Source organism: Streptosporangium sp. LJ11 (assembly GCF_051918945.1).
GTDB lineage: Bacteria > Actinomycetota > Actinomycetes > Streptosporangiales > Streptosporangiaceae > Streptosporangium.
This window is the reverse complement of sequence record NZ_JBPXMB010000016.1, coordinates 150,095-168,527: the sequence shown is the minus strand read 5'-3', so window position 1 is coordinate 168,527 and position 18,433 is coordinate 150,095. Positions and strand designations below refer to the sequence as shown.

Here is an 18,433-nt window from a genome sequence, read left to right as displayed (position 1 = left end):
TCCGGCACGCGGGCGGGGCGCGTCGCGCGGACGCTGGTCCGGTGGAGGCGGTCGCTGGCTGGTGTGGACCGGCCGCGCCGTGCTCTGGGCGCTGATCGTCGTCATCGTGGTGAACGGGGTCCGCGCGCCCTTCGAGCGCTTCACCCAGCAGAACGCCCCCTCCGGCGCGGTGTCCGTGCCGGACGGCGGATTCCCCACGGCCCAGGCCTCCGCCTTCGCGGCCCAGTTCGCCGAGGTCTACCTGAACTTCGACGGGGCCCGCCTCTCGGAGAGGGAGTCGAGACTCGCCCCCCTACCTGCCCGAGGGCGCCGAGGCGCAGTTCGGCTGGGACGGTTTCGGCAGGATGAGCGCTGGAGCGGTGCAACCGTACGGGATCGAGGTCGTCGACGCCGACAACGCCGTCGTCACCGTCGCCTACCAGTCGGATGACCGCCGCCAGCTCCTGTCGGTGCCCGTCCACCACGACCGGGCCGCGAAGAGGTTCGTCGTCGCCGGGCGTCCGGGCATCCTGCCCGCGCCGAGGGTGGCCGACCTGCCGCCCAAGGCCGCGCCCGAGCGCGACCGGGCCGCGGAGCAGGAACTGCGCACCACGCTGGAGGACTTCTTCAGGGCGTACGCGGGTGACACCACCGCGCTGCAGCAGTACGCCGACGCCGGGGTCACCCTGCAGGGGTTCGGGGGCGCGTTCACCTTCCAGCAGCTCAAGGACTTCATGGTGCCCCTCGCAGGGGGAACCACCCGCAAGGTGACCGCGACGGTTCTGTGGGGTGTCCCGTCGAAGGCGGAGCCGTCCGCCGAGCCGGAACCCGCCGACCCCGGCCAAACAGGAGGCAAGCTGGAACAGTCCTACTTGCTCACCATGGTCAAGCAAGGCGACAAATGGTTCGTCAAGGACATCCGCGGCGCATACCGATCTGTGGCGGGGTAACGCATGATCGAATGGTGCCGGTCCACGGTGAGCAGACCCCCCCTGATCGATGAGCCGCCGATCCGGGTCCCCGCGCTTACGCGCCGAGGGCCCGTCGCCGCCCGGCGGGCACGATCGTGAGTACGGAGGACAAGAAGTGATTCTCAAGACCATGCTGCTGAGCGCGATAGAGCTCGCTCAGCCCACAGCTCCTCCGGCGGGCGTCAACACCGAAGGCCTCGCTGACTTCCTCCGCAGCTTCTTCGCCCCACTCTTCCTGGTCATCGTCTCGGTGGTGGCCCTCTTCTTCCTCTTCACCCGTGAGATCACCAGGTTCGTCCAGTTCATCATCCTGGCGATCGCCATCGGAGTGATCTTCTACGTGCCGAACATCATCGAGGTGACTGCCAAGGCGATCGCGGGCGCACTGGGCATCTCGGGGGGTTGAGACCGGGTTCGAACGGTCAAACAAGGAGAGGCGGAGAGGAGGATCACGTGGATCTGCCCACGTACACCAATATCTGGAGGATCGAGAAGCGGCTCTACAAGCTGTACGACCTACGGCTGCCGATGCCGCTCCCGATCGTCTGGATCGGTGGGTTCGTGGGAGTGCTGGCCCCGTGGTCGCTGCTTCTCTACCTGCTCGGCCTGCCCTTCGCCGCCCCCTGGCACGTGCTCTACCTGGTGCCGCCCGGTGTCGTCACCTGGCTCTCCACCCGGCCGGTGATCGAGAGCAAGAGGCTCACCGAGCTGCTCCAGTCGCAGGCCCGCTACGTGGGGGAGCCGCGCACCTGGTGCCGGATGGCCCCTCTCTCCGAGCCCGCCGAGGTCACGCTGACCGGGCGGATCTGGCGGGCCGCGCCGCAGCACGCGGCCGTACGGGTCAAGGCGTCGCGCAAGGCCAGGCACGCCCAGTCCAAGCGCGCCGCCGCCCGCTCGCGCGAGGTGCGTCCCGCCGTGGCCGCTGCCGCGGCGGCCGCCGCCACCGCTCCGGTGGCCCGCGAGCGCGTCGCCTGGGCCGAGGTCCACGCCCCCCGCCAGGGCGCCGCCCCGGCTCTCGGCCGGCCCTCGGCCGTCGAGACTTCCTGGGCCGTCGAGACGCCCCCGGTCGTCGTCCCCGTCGTTCTCCCGATGCCTTCCGTGACTTCCGCGCCCCTGCCTGTCGTGTCGTCCCTCTCGGTGCCCGTCGCGACCCCGACCTCCGATCTCGTCGAGCCCGGGGCCGCCTCCGAGGTTCCCGCCTCCAAGGACTCCAAGGACTCCAAGGAGTCCGAGACCGCCGCGTCAGGCTCCAGGGACTCCAGGACCACCGCGCCCACCGCGCCCACCGAGGACGCCGGGTCCGTGCCCGGCACGCCGGTCGCGGGCTCGGTCTCGCGGCCGTCCGCCGACCGCTCCACCGGACGGTCCGGGGGGCGGGCGGATCGTGTTCCGGCGGCCGGATCCGCCGAGGGGCGGGCGAGCGACTCGAAGGACGAGGCCCCGGCGGCGTCCGGCGCGACCGCGGCTCCGGCCGCCCCCATCGGCACCGAGGCGCTGCGGCGCCTGCGCAGGCTCGCGGCCTCCGCCGAGGCCCAGCGCGCCGCGACCGCCCCGATCGCGCCTCCCGCCCCGGCCGCCCCGGCCGCGCCTCCCGCGTCGACCCCGCCGGTCTCGCCCCCCGAGGTGATCGCGCCCGCCGCGCCCTCTGTGCCCTCTGCGCCCTCCGAGACCGTCGCCCCCACCCCGAAGCCTTCGGTCCGGCAGCGGCCGGAGGCCCCGGCCGTGCCGCCGCCCTCGGTTTCCGAGCCGCCTCGGGTGGAGACGCCCGCCCCGGCCCGTGCGGTGCCCGCCGAGCGGTCGGCCGTCGTGCCCGACCCCGCCCGGAAACCCTCCGCCCCGGCCGTTCCGTCCTTCGTGCCGAGGTTCGTCGGACCGGCGCCGATCGGGCACCGCGCCGCGGAGGCGGCCGGGCTCCCGCAGGACAGGCAGGACAGGCAGGACGAGGAGAGCGCGCGGCGCCAGCACCGCAAGGGGCAGCCCGCGCCGATCGGGCGGCCCGCCGGCACGTCGCAGGCCTGGCCGCCGGAGAGGAACGCGGGCGCGCAGGCAGGGCCCGGTGCCCCGGCGGGTACCGGCGTCCAAGGAGGCGTCCAGGGAGGCGGCATGTCGATCCGCGCGGTCCCGTCGGGATCGGCCACGGCGGATCCGGTCACCCCCGCGGTGCCGGTGACCGGTTCCCCGCGCGGCGAGGCCGAGACCAGGGTCCGCCGGGTGGAGTCGGTGGTCGGCCGGGACTCCTCGGGCGGCTGGCGGCGGCTCGCCCAGGTGGTGATCGGACCCGGCGGCGGTGGCCGTACGGACGGTTCGGAGATCGACGAGGCGCGGGCCAGGGCGGTGTTCAGCGGCAGCCGCCGGGTGGTGGTCCTGGGCTGCACCGGCGGCGCCGGGCAGACCACGACCGCGCTCATGCTCGGCCACACCCTCGCCCGTTACCGGGAGGACCGGATTCTCGCGGTCGACGCCAGCACCGGCTCCCACGCCCTGTCCGGCAGGATCCAGGGCGAGTCGCCCGAGACCCTGAGCTCCCTGCTCTCCGGGCTCGACAACGTCCAGGGATACCTCGGCATGCGCGCCTACACCAGCCGCTGCGCCTCGGGGCTGGAGGTCCTCGCCGGAGACAGCGACGCCGGTGCCGAGCAGCGCCTGTCGGACCGCACGCTCTTCTCCGACCGGCGGCTCGGCCAGGCGATGGACATGCTCGACCGGCACTACAAGACGATCGTCGTGGACCCGGCGGCGGCCCTGGCCGCACGGGTCCTCCCCTACGCCGATCAGCTCGTCCTCGTCGTCCCGGCCAGCGAGGACGGGCCGGACGCGGTGGCCATGACCTACGAGTGGCTCGACGGGCACGGCTGCGCCGACCTGCGCCACCGGGCGGTCATGGTCGTCAACGGGGTGAGCCGCCGCAGCATGGCCGACGTGGAACAGGCGGAGGCGGTCGCGCGGGGCAGGTGCCGGGCGATCGTCCGGGTTCCCTGGGAGGACGCGCTGGCCCCCGGCAGGGCCGATCGGGTGGAACCGTCCCACCTGAGGGCACCGGGCCGCCGGGCGTACCTCGCCCTGGCCGGTGTCGTCGTGGCGGGCTTCGGAACGGTTCAGGCGGGTCGACCCAGCGAGGAGGAACTAGCCCAGTGATCCCCCGGGCGCGAGGAGATGTGGTGAACGGGCGAGACGAGGTGCAGGTGGTGAGCGGGCAGGCCGGCGTCCGGGTGGGCGGGTCGGACCGGGCGCGGGTGAACGGGTCGTACGAGGTTCGTACGGCCGGGCCGGGCCGGAACGGACCGGAGCAGGCCGGTACGGGCCGCCTTGGCGGGGTTCGTCGGGGCGGGCCGGGCGAGGCGCGGGCGAGCGGGTGCGACGGGATCCGGGCCGGCGAGGGGTCCGGAGGCCGTGGAGACGGGGCCGCGCGAGCGGTGGGGGAGGGGCTGTGAGCCGCGCCTCCCGGACGCGCAGCCGCCTGGCCGTCCGATACTTCGATGATCGGATCCTGCTGACCGACTCGTCGGTCTGGGCCTACTTCAGGCTTCCCACCGTGAGCTACGAGTTCATCACCCCCGAGGAGCGGGAGGCGCTGGCCACCAACATCACGATCGCGCTGGCCGCCATCCGCATGCCCGACGCCGAGGTCCACCTGCGCGTGGCGCACCGCACCTACCCCGCCGCCGAGTGGGCGATGGCGCTGAACGCCACCTCCGACGAGGGGCCGGGCTGGCGCGACTACCTGGAGGACATGTACCGCCACGTCTGGGCCAAGGACTTCTGGACCAAGGAGGTCTACCTCGGCGTACGGCTCGGCACGCGCGGGCGGCAGCTGGGCACCGGGGTCCTCTCGCAGCTCTTCGGCTTCTACCAGCGCAGCGAGAAGGCCCTGGGCATCGAGGACGACCACGTCCCCAAGGCCGAGATCGCCAAGTGGTCCGAGCAGGCGGAGCGGCTGGGCAGGGCGCTGTCCGCCAGCGCGCTGTACGCCAGGCACGCCACCTCCGTCGAGCTCGCCTGGCTCTTCCAGCACGCCACGACCGGGTCCCTCGGCGACCCTCCGGCCTCGGCGAGCCCCAAGCGCCGGTGGGGGCAGGGGGAGATCGAGTCCCTCGTCGAGGGACAGATCCACAACGGCAGGGCACTGCTGCGCATCGAGCAGCCACAGGGCGACTCCTACGTGGCGCACATGTCCTTCGCCCGCTTCCCCGACCTCATGCCCTTCCCCGACGGCGAGCCGTGGATGCACTTCGCCGACCAGCTGCCCTTCCCCGTGGAGATCAGTTCGAGGATGCGGCTGATCCCGCCGGTCAAGGCGAGCAAGGACGTGGCGCGCAAGCTCGCCCACGCCCGCGACATGGACATCCACATCCGCGAGGCGGGCGCGGAGGCGCCGCTGGCCCTGGCCGAGCAGATCGACGCGGCCCGGATGCTGGAGCACGGCATCACCAAGGAGCGCCTGCCGTTCGTGTACGGCTGGCACCGCCTGATCGTGTCGGCCCCGACCGAGGAGATCTGCGTGCAGCGGGTCGAGGCGGTCGTGGAGCACTACCGCGACATGGGCATCGACATCGTCAACTCCACCGGCGACCAGTTCTCGCTGTTCTGCGAGACGCTGCCGGGAGAGCGGGTCCGGGTCAACGCCTACGCGCAGCGGCAGCCGCTGCGCACCATCGCGGGCGGCATGGCCACCGCCACCGTCGACCTGGGCGACCGGGTGGACGAGAGCGCCTCGGGCTGGATGGGCCCGTACGTCGGGGAGACCCTGGGCCGGGCCCGCAGCATCGTGCACTTCGACCCGCTGGTGGCGGCGACGCGCAACCGGCCGACGGCCATCGCCATCACCGGCGAACCCGGCGGCGGCAAGACCACGCTGGCACTGCTGATGATCTACCAGATGGCGCTGCGCGGGGTGACGGTCGCGGTCATCGACCCCAAGGGCGACGCCGACTCGCTGGTGCAGCTGCTGAAGAAGCGGGGCAGGAAGGCGCGGATCATCCCCCTGGGCTCGGCGGCTCCCGGCCTGCTGGACCCGTTCTCGTTCGGCGACGACCTGGCGGCCAAGAAGACGATGGCCACCGAGACCCTGCGTCTGCTGCTGCCCCGTATGTCGGAGGAACGCGAGTCGGCGATGATCCAGGCGGTCGCCGCGGTGTCCAACGCCGAGGACCCGTCGCTGGGCAAGGTCGTCGACTTCCTGGAGCGGACCGAGGACGCCGCCTCCAAGAACCTGGGCGCGGTGCTCCGCTCCATGTCGGACATGCATCTGGCCAGGCTCTGCTTCGACCCCTCGGGCGGCGACCAGATCGACACCGAGGGCTGGACCACGGTCTTCACCCTGGGCGGCCTGACGCTGCCCGACGCCTCCACCGGCCGCGACGACTACTCGTACGAGCAGAGGCTGTCGGTGGCGCTGCTCTACCTCGTCGCGCAGTTCGCGCGGGGTCTGATGAACGGCCTGGACCGGCGGACGCCCAAGGCGATCTTCCTGGACGAGGCGTGGGCGATCACCTCTACCCCCGAGGGCGCCAAGCTGGTGCCCGAGGTCAGCCGGATGGGCCGCTCCCGCAACACGGCGCTGGTCCTGGTCTCGCAGAACGCCGGAGACCTGCTGAGCGAGCAGGTGACGAACTGCCTGTCGTCGGTCTTCGCGTTCCGCTCCACGGAACGGGTCGAGGTGGAGCACGTGATGGCGCTGCTCGGGGTCGAACCGTCCGAGGAGCACAAGGCGGTGCTGCGCTCGCTCGGCAACGGCGAATGCGTCTTCCGGGATCTGGACGGTCGCGCGGGCCGTATCGGGGTGGACCTGATCTCGGATGAGCTGCTGCGCTGGCTGGACACGAATCCGACCCACGACAAACCCGACGAGAAAGTGCATGATCTTCCTGGGGGCGACAGAGTCGGTAGGCCGGGGGCTGCGGCGCTGGAGGTGCGGTCATGAAAGGCTCCCGCAAGGGGCTTGAGGGCTCTCGAGAGAGACGGTCCCTCAAGGGGCCGAAAGGGCTTGGCGTGCGCGGCGGGCTTCGTGGGCCTCGCGAGGCGACGGGCTCCCGCGAGAGGGGTTCCCGCAGGGGACGGCTGGGCAGGCGGATCGCCATCGGGCTGGTGGCGCTGGCCGCCTTCCTCGCGCTGCCGCTGGTGTTCCCCGCCGACACGTCCACGGCCGTCGCCGCGGCCCCCTGCGACATGTCTCCCGACCTGTCCCCGGACATGGTCGCCGGAGGCGTCGACGGCCTGATCCAGCCGCCGCTTCCCGACGCAGCCCAGCCGGGAGCCCAGCCGGGTGCCCCGGCGGCACAGGCCCCGGCGGTGCAGGGCAACTACGCGACGTACGGCATGAGCGGCCAGTTCTGGCACACCCACCTGCTCGGCTGCGACGACATCGCGGCGGTGATGGGCAACGCGATGGCCAACACGGTCTTCCTGTGGGCCAAGGCGCTGGACAGGCTGACCATCACGACCTACCAGGCGGCGGCCACCGAGGGCCCGCTGGAATCGATCAAGAACGTCGTCGACGACATGGTGGTCCGCCTGGCCGACGCCATGTACTGGCCGTACCTGCGGCCGCTGGTGATCCTCGGCGCCATCTGGCTGGCCTGGTACGGGCTGATCCGCAAGCGCGCCACCACCACCGCCGAGGGCGTCATCTGGATGGTCCTCGCGGTCACCGTGGCGGTCTGGTTCTTCAGCCGCCCCGGCGATCTCACGGGGCTGGGCAAGGTCGTCACCGACAAGACCGGCGAGGTGGTCAACTCCGCCTTCTCCGGGCTCCCCGGCGCGGGCGGGACCTCCTGCCTGCCGGCCAAGGGCGACGCCAACCCGCAGGTCAAGAGCGGCGGGTACGGCCAGAGCGGCGTGCCCGGCGTCGAGCAGAACTCCGACGCGCTCTGGTCCACCCTGGTCTGCAAGCCGTGGCTGATGGGCCAGTTCGGCACGGCCGACGCCGACGCTCCCATCATCAAGGTGTTCGGCGCGAAACTGCTGGAGATCCAGACGATCGACGCGGCCGAGATGAAGGCCGAGCAGATGCCGGAGGCGAACTCCCACCAGGCACGATATGAGACCGAGGTCGCCGACAAGCTGCAGAACACGCCGGTCTTCCCCCTTTTCCAGGGCAAGGACTGGACGAGCCGCCTGGGGGTCGCGATCGGCGCCCTCATGGCCGCGGTGGTCGCGGGACTGCTGATCTTCCTGGTGGCGGTCTCGCTGCTGGTCCTCAAGGTCGGCTTCCTGTTGCTGCTGATCCTCGCGCCGGTCTTCCTGCTGATCGGCGTCCATCCGGGATCCGGGCGGATCATCGCCATGCGCTGGGTGGAGATGCTGATAGGCACCCTGCTCAGACAGGCCGTGCTCGCCCTCGTCCTCGGCGTGCTCGTGTACGGCTACGCCCTGATCATCTCCACGGCGATGCCGTGGGGCATGCAGGTCATGTTCATGGCGATCCTGACGATCGCGGTGTTCTTCTACCGGCGGCCGTTCCAGCATCTGTTCTCGTCCATGGACGGGCACACGCTCACCACCCGGATGCTCGGCGACGCGGCGACCGCGCCGACCCTGCAGCGGGCCGCGTCCGTGCTGCCGCCGGTCGCGGCGGCCAGGGCGGGCCGGTGGGGCATGCGCAAGGCCGAGCCGATGCTGCAGGCGGCCGCGATGGCCGGCGGAGCCTCCGTCGGCGCGGCGGCGGCCGCCTCGGTCGCCCAGGGCAGGGTCCGCGGCGAGGACGGCGGTGCCACGCCGGCCACACCGTCGGGCACCCGGGTCCCCGCAGGCGCGCAACCGGCTCCGCTCGACACCGACTCCCAGGCGGCCGGGCGGCGCAGGGGCACCGGAAGGCCGGTCACCGCGGCCCGCCCCGGCGCGGCGCCGCCGCTCAACCTCTCCGGAGCCGGTACGGGAGGCGGCGCGTCCCCAACCAGGTCCGGAGGCTCCTCCGGGCGCGGGTCGGGCGGTTCGGGCGGGTCGGGCGGCTGGTTCGGCGGCCGTTCCGGCGGCTGGGCCCCGCAGGGAGGCTCGGGCGGCGGGTCGTCCTCGGGCGGCAGGTCGTCCGGTGCGCCGGCGGTCAGGCCCTCGGCGCCCTCGGCGGGCAGGCCCTCGGGTTCCTCCGGTTCCTCGGGGGGCGGCCGCTCGGGCACGAGCATCTTCGGCGGCGGCGGCTCCTCCCGGGGTTCCTCGGGTTCCGGCTCCTCGCGGGGCGGCTCCGGTTCGGGATCGCGTAACGGCGGCGGGTCCTCGCGTGGCTCCTCGGGGTCCGGAGGCTCCGGCGGGAGCATCTTCGGCGGCGGTGGCTCCTCGCGGAGCTCCGGTGGTTCGCGGAACCGGGACTCCGGAGGCAGGTCGTCCGAGGCGCCGCCGCTCTGGATCACCAGGCGGGCGGAGCGCGGCGGGGAGGCCGGTGAGCCGCCGCCGTTCTGGCTGCGTCCGTCCAACCGCGGCAAGGACTGACGATGATCGAGGGAGGCAGCCGGCGGGGAGCCGTCTTCGCGGTGCTGGTCGTGATACTCGCCGCGGTCGGCGTCTACGTGACCATGTGGTCGGACACCGGGGAGGGCCCGGAGACCCGGGCGGAGCCGGCGGGCGTCACCCGCACGGTGGCGTCAGGCAGGGAACCGGCCGCGGAGCCTGCGCGCCCGGCGGCGACGGCCAGCAACGCGCCCTTCGACGTCTACTCCTACCTGCCGATGACGAAGCAGGAGCTGGCCGCGGCCGCCGACTACGCGCAGCGGTTCACCGCCGAGTACGGCACCTTCAGCTACGACGAGGATCCGGCGGTCTACGGCGACCGTCTCAAGGGATACGTCACGACTGAGTTCTCGGGGGCGCTGCTGCGGACCGTCACCTCGCCGGGCACCGTCGAGGCGAACAAGGCCGACGAGGTCGTCTCCGTCGGGACTGCGCGCGTGAAGGGGATCCGGCAGATCGACAGCGCCTCGGTGGTCTTCGTGGTCGTCGGCACCCAGAACGTCACGGCCAGGAGCGGGGTGAACGAGAGGACCGCGGAGTACGCCGTCACGCTCATCCAGGTCGGCGCGGAATGGCGGGTCCACGACCTTCAGCCCGCCGACTCCGGCCAGGAGGGGGACGACCAGCCCTTCGAGACCGGCGCGACCGGATGACCGGCGGGATCGCGTACCGGCGCGGCGGGGTCGTGTACGGGCGAGAGTGGATGCGCGGCGGGGTCGTGTACCGGCGCGGCGGGGTCGTGTACGGGCGAGAGTGGATGCGCGGCGGGGTCGTGTACCGGCGCGGCGGGACGGGCGGCGAGGTCGCATGAGGGACGGCAAACACCTCCGGCTCGCCCTGATCCTCGGAGTCGCCGGGCTCTGCCTGATCACGCTGATCATGGCGCCGATGATGATGATCAGCAGTTTCCCGTCCTTCCCGTCGGTCACCGGGGAGACGCAACCCGACTGCGGGGAGAACGCGCAGGCGGCGGAGGACCTGTCGGAGACCGCGACGTCCGACATCCCCGAGGAGTATCTGAAGCTGTACCGCGAGCACGGCCGGAAGGTCGGCGTGCAGTGGAACGTGCTCGCCGGGGTCGGCAAGCGCGAGACCAACCACGGCCGCTCCACGCTCCCCGGCGTGCGGAGCGGCACCAACTACGCGGGCGCCGCCGGGCCGATGCAGTTTCTCATCAGCACGTGGGGCGGCAAGGCCAAGATCAAGATCCCGTCCACGTTCAACGGCTACGCCTCCGACGGCGACGGAGACGGCTGGGCCGACGTGTACAACCCGGCGGACGCCATCCTAGGCGCGGCGAAGATGCTGAAGCGGAACGGCGCGCCGGAGGACGTGCGGCGTTCGCTGTTCGTCTACAACCGTGCCTGGTGGTACGTCGACCAGGTCATGGAGATCGCCGGGAAGTACGCCAAGGACGGCGAGGTCACGACCCCGCCCGAGGCGGACGAGAGCTGCGACGAGCCCATGCTGGAGGCGGCGCCGACGAGCACGGTGGCCGCGATCCTCGAGTACGCGCTGGCCCAGCGCGGCAAGCCCTACATCTGGGGCGGCACGGGCCCGGCCGGCTACGACTGCTCGGGGATCATCTACATGGCCTACCGGAGCGTCGGCCTGACCATCCCGCGCACCACGTTCGGCCAGTGGCCGTTCGGCATAGAGGTTCCCGAGGGAGAGGAGCAGGCGGGGGACCTCGTCTTCTTCAACTCCGGGCCAGGAACCGGCCCAGACCGTCCCGGGCACGTGGGAATGGTGGTCTCTCCGGGCAAGATGGTCGAGGCGAGATGCCGGTTGTGCGGGCCGATCAAGGTCACCACCTACCGGGAGCGCACCGGGATCGTGGGATTCACCCGGCCGTTGCAACATCCTCAGATCCTCGCGCAACTCAAGGCGCGGGAGCAGGGCTGACAGAATCGGGAGCCATGGAAAAGGTCGTTGTGGGCGCAGCCATCGTCGACGGTGACGGAAAACTGCTCGCCGCCCAGCGTGCCGACCCTCCCGAGCTGGCCGGAGGGTGGGAGCTTCCCGGGGGGAAGGTCGATCCCGGCGAGGACGAGCACACGGCACTGATCAGGGAGTGCCAGGAGGAGCTCGGCGTGCTGATCGAGGTGGGCGAGCGCGTCGGCGGCGACTGGGCGCTCGCCGGCGGCTACGTCCTCCGGGTCTGGCTCGCCGTGGTCGCCGAGGGCAAGCCCGAGGCGAGGGAGCACCTGGATCTGCGCTGGCTGGGCGTGGACGAGCTTTACGAGGTGGCGTGGCTCCCCGCGGACCTTCCAATCGTCCGGGCGGTACAAGGTCGTCTCAACGATGGGCAAGGTCGGTTCAATAAGGATTGATCGACTCCGCAACGTGACATAACTGCTACTGGACGTGGCGATGTCGCGTGTCCGTACCCGGGGAACGGAGATATGCGGTGACCGTATGGTGGCGTGGTGCTGGGTTAGTGTCCGCTGTTGGAGCGGGGGTGCTCATCCTCGGGTCCACGGGGGTGTACGCCGTCCAGATGGACGAGCCGGCCGCGCCGCCCCTCGACCTGGCCGTCGCCGCCGACACCGGTACGTGGGCGCCGGGAAGCCGCGCCGACCAGGCGATCCGCTTCCGCATCCGCCTGCAGGGACCGGGCTCCGACGCGCGGCTGGCGGTCCTGACGACCCCCGCCGAGGCGCTCGCGGGCATCGAGTGCCCTGAGGAGACCAGGTCCTCGGTACCCGTACCCAGGGGGGCGGGGGTGTGCGTGATCGGCGCCCTGCCCGCCCGGGGCGGCTCCGTCGACGTGCTGCTCGCCGTGCCGCGGCGCCCGCAGGACGTCACGGTGACCGCCCTGGCCCGGATGAGCGGACCCGACGGCGAGCCGGTGAGTCAGCAGGCCCAGAGCACGATCAAGAGCTCGGACGCGGCGATGCGGCCGGGCGGGGATGTCGTCGCGGGGCCGGAGACGCTGGAACACGCCCGCGCCGCGAGGGAGGACAGGTCCGCGGGCGCACGCGGTGTCGGGGCGCCAGGTGCCGCCAGCATGGTCCTCAGGGTTCCCCGGACGGCCGGGGAGGCCGAGGGTGCTCCCCTGGCCGCACCGGACACCCCGCGGGCCGCAGAGGCCGCAGAGGCCGCAGAGGCCGCAGAGGCCGCAGAGGCACGGAGGGCCGAGCAGCGCACGTCGGCGTTCCTGCTCGATCTTCTCGGAAAGTCGTTCGTCGCCCCGGCCGCGGGGCCGGGCGCGGCGGGTACGGGGGCGGACGGCACCGCCGCGCGTCCTGGCCCGGCGGCTTCCGCGCTTCCCGCCGGGCCGGGAGCGTCGCCGAGGGCCGGCGCGCCGGTGAGCCCGCGGGCGGGTGCGCTTCCCGGGGACGCGGGAGCGACGGGAGGCCCGGCGGCCTCCCACGAGACGCGGGTCACCGCGCCGGGCGGGCAGCAGGAGGCCGGATCCCCCGCGGCCGCTCCGGTGGCTCCCGCCCCGGTCCGGGTCCCGGGGGCGGGCGCCGTTCCCGGTCGTCCCGCGGGTCCGGTCACCCCGGGTCTTCCGCCGGAGGGCACGCGGCTTCCGGACGGCGCCGCGGCCCCGGGCGTCGCGCCCGAGGCCGGTACCGGCGTGCCCGGTCAGGGGCAGGCCGCCGTACCGCCGGAGGGAGTGCCCGCCGCCCCCACGCTTCGGGGACAGAACGGCAGGCACCACTCGGCCGTGGGCTCCCCGACGGGTCGCAAGGCGGGCGGGCGGAAGGCGCGCGGGCAACGGCACGCGGCCGGCCGGTCCGGTGCGCGCGGGCGGGAAGCGGGCCGGTCGGCCCTTCGGCACGCGGGTCCAGGCCAGCCGGGAGTCGGCCTGCCGATGACCGGCCTGCCTGGAGGGCCGCAGATGGGGCCGGGCCTCCAGGCGCTCGGTCCCGTCACCCCGGGGGGCGGGCAGAAGATCGCCGGCCGCCCCGGAGCGCGCCGGCCGGTGGTCGGGCCGATGGTTCCCGGCTATCCGGGGGTCGGCGGGCAGCCCGCGATGCCGGGACAGGGCACGGGGCAGCCGATGATGCCGGGCTATCCGGGGATCGGGCAGCCGGGCATGGGACAGCCCGGCGTGCCGCCGCGAGGTGCGGGCGGTCCGATGGGCGGGCCCCTGCCTCCCGGCCACCCCGGAGCGGGTTATCCGGGAGCGGGTCAGCAGCCGGGCGGGCCGCAGATGCCCGGCGCGCAGCAGATGCCGGGCGCGCAGCCGGGCGGGGCGGGAGCGCCGGGCGCGCCTGGGCCCATGATGCCGCCGGTCTCGATGGGCATGGCGGGGGCGGGCCAGATGCCCGGCCTCGTGAACGGCCTCCAACTGCCGCAGGCGGGTCCCTTCCCCGCCGCGCAGGTGCCCCTTTCGCAGGACCCGCGCCCGCAGGGCGCACCCCTCCCGCAGGACGTCGACGGTCCGAGCGGCCAGGTCCAGCCGGTCGCCGAGTCAAGTCCGCTGCTGACAGGGGTCCGAGGTCTCCCGGCGGTGGGAGCGGCGGTGGGAGCGCTGCTCGGCCTCCTGTGGCTGCAGAGGAGGATCCAGCGCCGCCGCCGGTCGCGACACGTTTTGTAAAACGCGGTTTGCTGTTACTTTTGCCCAACTAGTATTTACCTTGACGTGTTCATGGTTGATTTCGCGGAGGGCACCGGTGACGCGAGCACGGCACAGGGCAGCTGTCTCCGCCGTTGTGATGTCCGTGGGACTCAGCGGCGCCGTCCTGCTCGCCCTGGCGCCGCTCACCGGATCCTCCGCGGCCGGCGCGACCGTCAGGGTGGTGGGTGTCACCCCGTCGCAGGTCGAGGGCTGTGACGTCGATCCGGCCGGCCCCTGCGAGGAGGCCACGCCGATCGTCACCGTCACGGTCACCGAGGATCCCCAGGGCGGCTCCGAGGAGACCGCGGTGCCGCAGAAGACCGTGACCACCACGATCACCGTCCCGGCGTCGCCGAAGCCCCCCAAGCCGCCCAAGACGTCCTCGGCCCCGCCGCCCCCGCAGGAGACGGCGGTCGTGCAGCCGCCGCCGGTCCAGAACACCGCGCCTCCGGTGACCCCGCCCGCCGAGACCTCTTCGCCGGAGAACAACGACCCCCAGTTCCCGCCGACGAACCCCGAGCCGACCCCGCTCCCCACCGCCACGCCCACGCCGTCGGACACCGCGGCGCTCGACGAGAGCGCCTCCGGTACCTCCGTGTACGAGATCCGCAACGCGGGTTCCGAGTTCGACGGGGCCACGCTGAGCCGCCAGCTCGGCATCCCCGCGCTGATCCTGGTGCTGCTGGTGCTGTTCGCCGTTCTGATCTTCGAGGGCAGGCTGCGCCGCCTGGCGCACGCCGCGGCCATCCGCCGGGCCGGTCCGCGCGGGATGGGCCGCGACCCGATGGAGCCGATGGCCTACCCCGGCGGTCCCGGCTACGGTCCCGGCCCCTACCAGGGCGGTACGGCCTACGCGCCGATCATCAGCTTCGTGCCCATGCAGATGTACGCCCCGGTCTACCCGGAGGGCTACACCCCCGAGCGGTCCCCCCACGGGTACGACCAGACGACGGCGTACCTGCCCGCGCCCGGCTACGAGCAGCAGCCGGCCGCCGGCCACAGTGACCCGCACGACCCGCACAGCCCGTACGACCCGTACGACCCGCAGACCGGCCACGTGCAGCCGGGGCGGCCCGGACAGGCGCCCTACGGCCCGGCGGCCCAGGACGCCTCACCGGCCGCCTTCCAGAGCACCTCGCGGTTCGACTCCGGTGAGGGGCGCCTCCCGCAGGGGGCGGCGGAGTTCCCCGGGGCGCCGTTCCCGCAGGAGCCCGCCCGGGGCGATCTGGGAGCCGACGGTCCGCGAGACGACCTCCGGCCGTTCGGCACCGGTCCCGTTCCCCAGGACGCCTCCGGCCAGGATCCCTCGGCGGGTCGGCCCCTTCCCGGCGGTTCCCAGGACGGCTTCACGCCGTCCGGCCAGGAAGCGCGGAGCGAGGCGGGGCGTCCCGCGGGGGAGACGGCCAGGCCCTTCGGGCCCGAGCCGCAGGGCGGTCCCGCCCAGGGCCCCGGTGAGAAGGGCTCCGGCGACCGGCTTCCCGCCGAGCCGACCCCGACGGCGGTCTACCCGCTCCCCGGCCAGGACACCGGCAAGAAGAAGCGCGGCCTCTTCCGCCGTTCCACCTGATCTCGGACGATCCTGACCGTCCGGGGAGGGATCCCTACGGCTCGGTCGTGGACGGAGCGGGAAGCAGCGGGCTCAGCAGCGCGGCCAGGGTGAAGACACCGACGTTGTACCAGAGCGTCGTCGCGGTCGCCGTGCCGAACCGGTCCGCGAGGTCACCGGTTCCCGCGGAGGCCAGGGCGAAGAAGACGGCCCCGACGATCGTGATCCCGACCGCGGTGCCGAACTGGATGCCGGTGTTGACGACGCCGGAACCGGCACCGGCGTCGTCGGCGGGGACGTCGCCGAGCACCACGCCGGTGAGGATCGGCACGCACAGTCCCATGCCGAGACCGATGACCAGCTCGGCGGCCGCGACGTGCGGCCAGGCCAGATCGGATCCCAGGACCCGTACGGAGACGATCACGGCGAGGGTGCCCGCGGCCATCGTGAGCGCGCCCGTGCCGATGAGGCGGCGACCGTGTGCCGCACCGTGGCGCAACGCGAGGTGGGTGGTCGCGGTGATGCCGACGGGCCAGGCCAGCGTCACCAGCGCCGTGTGCAGCGGCGTCCACCCCAGGCCGGACTGCAGCTGGTAGGTCAGCACGAGGAAGAACGACGTCACGCCGGAGAAGAGCAGCAACACCACGGCCATCCCGGCGGTGAACGACCTTCGCCGGAACAGCGTGGGCGGTACGAGCGCGGAACCGTCCCGGAGGTGACGGCGCCGCTGCTGGGCGGCGAACAGCACCAGGACCACGACCCCCGCGGCCATCGCGGCGAACGTCCAGGCGGGCCATCCCGCCACGGGACCCTGTACGAGCGGGTACATGATCCCCAGCGTGGCGAGCGTCACCAGGGCCACCCCCGCCAGGTCGAGCCGGAGCGGCCGCTCCGAGCGGGTCTCGGGCATGAACCGCACCGCCGCGCAGAAGGCGAGGACCCCGATGGGCACGTTGACGTAGAAGATCGCGCGCCAGCCTGAGCCCAGTACGTCGTACTCGGTCAGCAGCCCGCCCAGCAGCGGAGCGCTGACGCTGCCCATGCTGAGAACCGCGCCCAGAAGTGAGAACGCCAGGGTCCGCTCGGCGGGGGCGAACATGACGACGATGACCGACATCACCTGGGGCACCATCAACGCGGCCATCGCGCCCTGGGCGAGGCGACCGCCGACGAGCGCCTCCGGCGTCGTGGCGGCACCGCACGCGACGGAGGCGACGGTGAACCCGGCGACGCCGATCAGGAAGAGGCGCCGGCGGCCGAAGATGTCACCGAGCCGCCCGCCGGTGATCAGCAGCAGGGCGAACGCCAGGGCGTAGCCGGCGAGGCTCCACTGCGCGGTGGTGTGGTCGGCGCCGAGGTCGCGCTGTATGCGGGGCAGCGCGATGCCGAGGATGGTCGCGTCGACGTTGTCCATGAAGGCGGCGCTCAGGACGACGCCGAGAGCGATCCAGCGCCGGCGCGACACAGGAGGACCGGTTCTGGGTGGGGCGGCGGACATGGTTTCCTCCCGGAGGGTCGCCTATTCTTTTGGAGCCAAAATAGAGAGTCTCTTATTTAGAGTGTCTCTATTTTAGAGAGAATAGGAAGAGGGGTCCGCCATGTCAACGGAGCGGAAGAGCCGCATGGAGATGATCATGGCCGTGTCCGACCAGGGGCGCCTGACAGCCATGCGGGCGGCGCTGTTCCACGTCGGCGTCGCCGGCCGGGCCGGAATCAATGTGACCGACTTCAACTGCCTGGCCGTCCTCGACAAGGAGGGCCCCCTGACCCCGCACGACCTCGCCGTACGGATCGGGTTGACGCGCGGCGGCGCCATCACCGCGGTCGTGGACCGCCTGCAGAAAGCGGGGTACGTGCGCCGCAGCCGGGACGACGCCGACCGGCGCCGTGTCCTCGTCGAGCTGGTACGCGAGGGGCCCTATCGCGCGCTGCAGGAGATCCTGGCGGACGTCAACCGGGCCTACGCCGATCTCGTCGAGAGCTACGACGACGCGGAGCTGGCGATCATCCATGACTTCGCCGTCCGCGCCAACGAGGTCATGCGGAAGCAGACACAGCGGCTGTGGCGTGACTGAGAAACGCGGCGGGAGGAAACAACGGGGTAACACGACGGCGCCGCCCCCGGGGGAATCCGGAGACGGCGCCGTCGTGAGCGGTGGGGAGGCTCAGGTCTTCGAGCCGGAACGCTTGAAGATCTTGTTGCCCAGCCAGACCAGCGGGTCGTACTTGCGGTCGACGACACGCTCCTTCATGGGGATCAGCGCGTTGTCAGTGATCTTGATGTGCTCGGGGCAGACCTCGGTGCAGCACTTGGTGATGTTGCAGTAGCCGAGACCGTGCTCCTCCTGGGCGGAGTCCTTGCGGTCGGCCACGTCGTACGGGTGCATGTCCAGCTCGGCGATCCGCATCAGGAAGCGCGGACCGGCGAAGTTGGTCTTGTTCTCCTCGTGGTCACGGATGACGTGACAGACGTTGTTGCACATGAAGCACTCGATGCACTTGCGGAACTCCTGGGACCGCTCGACGTCGATCTGCTGCATGCGGAACTCGCCCGGCTTCACGTCGGCCGGAGGGGTGAAGGACGGGATCTCCCTGGCCTTCTGGTAGTTGAACGACACGTCCGTGACCAGGTCCTTGATCACCGGGAACGTCCGCATGGGCGTCACGGTGATCGTCTCCTCCTCGGTGAAGGTGGACATCCGGGTCATGCATCCGAGCTTCGGCCTGCCGTTGATCTCCATCGAGCACGAGCCGCACTTGCCGGCCTTGCAGTTCCAGCGGACGGCCAGGTCGGGGGCCTGGGTGGCCTGAAGCCTGTGGATGATGTCGAGGACGACCTCGCCCTCGTTCACCTCGACCGTGAAGTCCTCAAGCTTGCCCTCGCCGCCCTCGCCCCGCCACACGCGGAACTTCGCCTTGTAACTCATG

General features: G+C 72.4%; 15 protein-coding genes. 13 read left to right on the top strand and 2 right to left on the bottom strand.

Going from position 1 to position 18,433, the window contains the following annotated elements; all coding sequences use genetic code 11:
• Positions 1 to 344 precede the first annotated feature (344 nt).
• From ACTOQ3_RS24030 to ACTOQ3_RS23975, 12 genes are all read left to right on the top strand, one after another.
• A complete protein-coding gene (locus ACTOQ3_RS24030; RefSeq protein ID WP_440085584.1) occupies positions 345 to 929 on the top strand; it encodes a hypothetical protein in 585 nt (194 codons plus the stop codon).
• A 151-nt stretch (positions 930 to 1,080) separates the two neighbouring features.
• On the top strand, positions 1,081 to 1,356 hold the full coding sequence (locus ACTOQ3_RS24025) for a hypothetical protein (protein ID WP_329093688.1): 276 nt from the start codon (positions 1,081 to 1,083) through the stop codon (positions 1,354 to 1,356).
• Positions 1,357 to 1,403: 47 nt separating this feature from the next.
• Positions 1,404 to 4,085 (top strand): TcpE family conjugal transfer membrane protein, encoded by a 2,682-nt coding sequence (locus ACTOQ3_RS24020; RefSeq protein ID WP_440085583.1) that lies wholly within the window; start codon positions 1,404 to 1,406, stop codon positions 4,083 to 4,085.
• Positions 4,086 to 4,108: 23 nt separating this feature from the next.
• Positions 4,109 to 4,381 carry a hypothetical protein gene (locus tag ACTOQ3_RS24015; protein ID WP_440085582.1) on the top strand — a complete coding sequence of 91 codons (273 nt, stop codon included), beginning with the start codon at positions 4,109 to 4,111 and terminating at the stop codon, positions 4,379 to 4,381.
• Positions 4,378 to 6,870, top strand: coding sequence for an ATP-binding protein (locus ACTOQ3_RS24010; RefSeq protein WP_440068369.1), 2,493 nt, complete (start codon positions 4,378 to 4,380; stop codon positions 6,868 to 6,870). Before ACTOQ3_RS24015 ends, ACTOQ3_RS24010 begins: the two co-directional genes overlap by 4 nt.
• Before the next feature lie 68 nt (positions 6,871 to 6,938).
• Entirely contained in the window at positions 6,939 to 9,371 is a 2,433-nt protein-coding gene (locus tag ACTOQ3_RS24005) for a type IV secretion system protein (RefSeq protein ID WP_440085581.1), read from the top strand.
• Between the two features lie 2 nt (positions 9,372 to 9,373).
• The gene (locus ACTOQ3_RS24000; RefSeq protein WP_440085580.1) at positions 9,374 to 10,042 is read left to right on the top strand and encodes a hypothetical protein; all 669 of its coding nucleotides are present in this window, start codon (positions 9,374 to 9,376) and stop codon (positions 10,040 to 10,042) included.
• Complete coding sequence (locus tag ACTOQ3_RS23995; protein ID WP_440085579.1) at positions 10,039 to 10,200, top strand: hypothetical protein; 162 nt, start codon at positions 10,039 to 10,041, stop codon at positions 10,198 to 10,200. The genes ACTOQ3_RS24000 and ACTOQ3_RS23995 overlap by 4 nt, the downstream gene beginning before the upstream one ends.
• Positions 10,197 to 11,294 (top strand): C40 family peptidase, encoded by a 1,098-nt coding sequence (locus ACTOQ3_RS23990; RefSeq protein ID WP_440085578.1) that lies wholly within the window; start codon positions 10,197 to 10,199, stop codon positions 11,292 to 11,294. Before ACTOQ3_RS23995 ends, ACTOQ3_RS23990 begins: the two co-directional genes overlap by 4 nt.
• A 14-nt stretch (positions 11,295 to 11,308) precedes the next feature.
• The gene (locus ACTOQ3_RS23985) at positions 11,309 to 11,722 is read left to right on the top strand and encodes a (deoxy)nucleoside triphosphate pyrophosphohydrolase (protein WP_440085577.1); all 414 of its coding nucleotides are present in this window, start codon (positions 11,309 to 11,311) and stop codon (positions 11,720 to 11,722) included.
• Positions 11,723 to 11,829: 107 nt separating this feature from the next.
• Complete coding sequence (locus tag ACTOQ3_RS23980; protein WP_440085576.1) at positions 11,830 to 13,938, top strand: hypothetical protein; 2,109 nt, start codon at positions 11,830 to 11,832, stop codon at positions 13,936 to 13,938.
• A 118-nt stretch (positions 13,939 to 14,056) separates the two neighbouring features.
• Positions 14,057 to 15,526, top strand: coding sequence for a hypothetical protein (locus ACTOQ3_RS23975; protein ID WP_440085575.1), 1,470 nt, complete (start codon positions 14,057 to 14,059; stop codon positions 15,524 to 15,526).
• Positions 15,527 to 15,560: 34 nt separating this feature from the next.
• Here ACTOQ3_RS23975 and ACTOQ3_RS23970 read toward each other — a convergent pair whose 3' ends face one another.
• On the bottom strand, positions 15,561 to 17,003 hold the full coding sequence (locus ACTOQ3_RS23970; protein ID WP_440085574.1) for an MFS transporter: 1,443 nt from the start codon (positions 17,001 to 17,003) through the stop codon (positions 15,561 to 15,563).
• Positions 17,004 to 17,103: 100 nt separating this feature from the next.
• Between ACTOQ3_RS23970 and ACTOQ3_RS23965 the strand changes: the two genes are divergently transcribed.
• Positions 17,104 to 17,580 (top strand): MarR family transcriptional regulator, encoded by a 477-nt coding sequence (locus ACTOQ3_RS23965; RefSeq protein ID WP_440085573.1) that lies wholly within the window; start codon positions 17,104 to 17,106, stop codon positions 17,578 to 17,580.
• A 90-nt stretch (positions 17,581 to 17,670) separates the two neighbouring features.
• Here ACTOQ3_RS23965 and ACTOQ3_RS23960 read toward each other — a convergent pair whose 3' ends face one another.
• Positions 17,671 to 18,432 (bottom strand): succinate dehydrogenase/fumarate reductase iron-sulfur subunit, encoded by a 762-nt coding sequence (locus ACTOQ3_RS23960; RefSeq protein WP_362685199.1) that lies wholly within the window; start codon positions 18,430 to 18,432, stop codon positions 17,671 to 17,673.
• Position 18,433 lies beyond the last annotated feature (1 nt).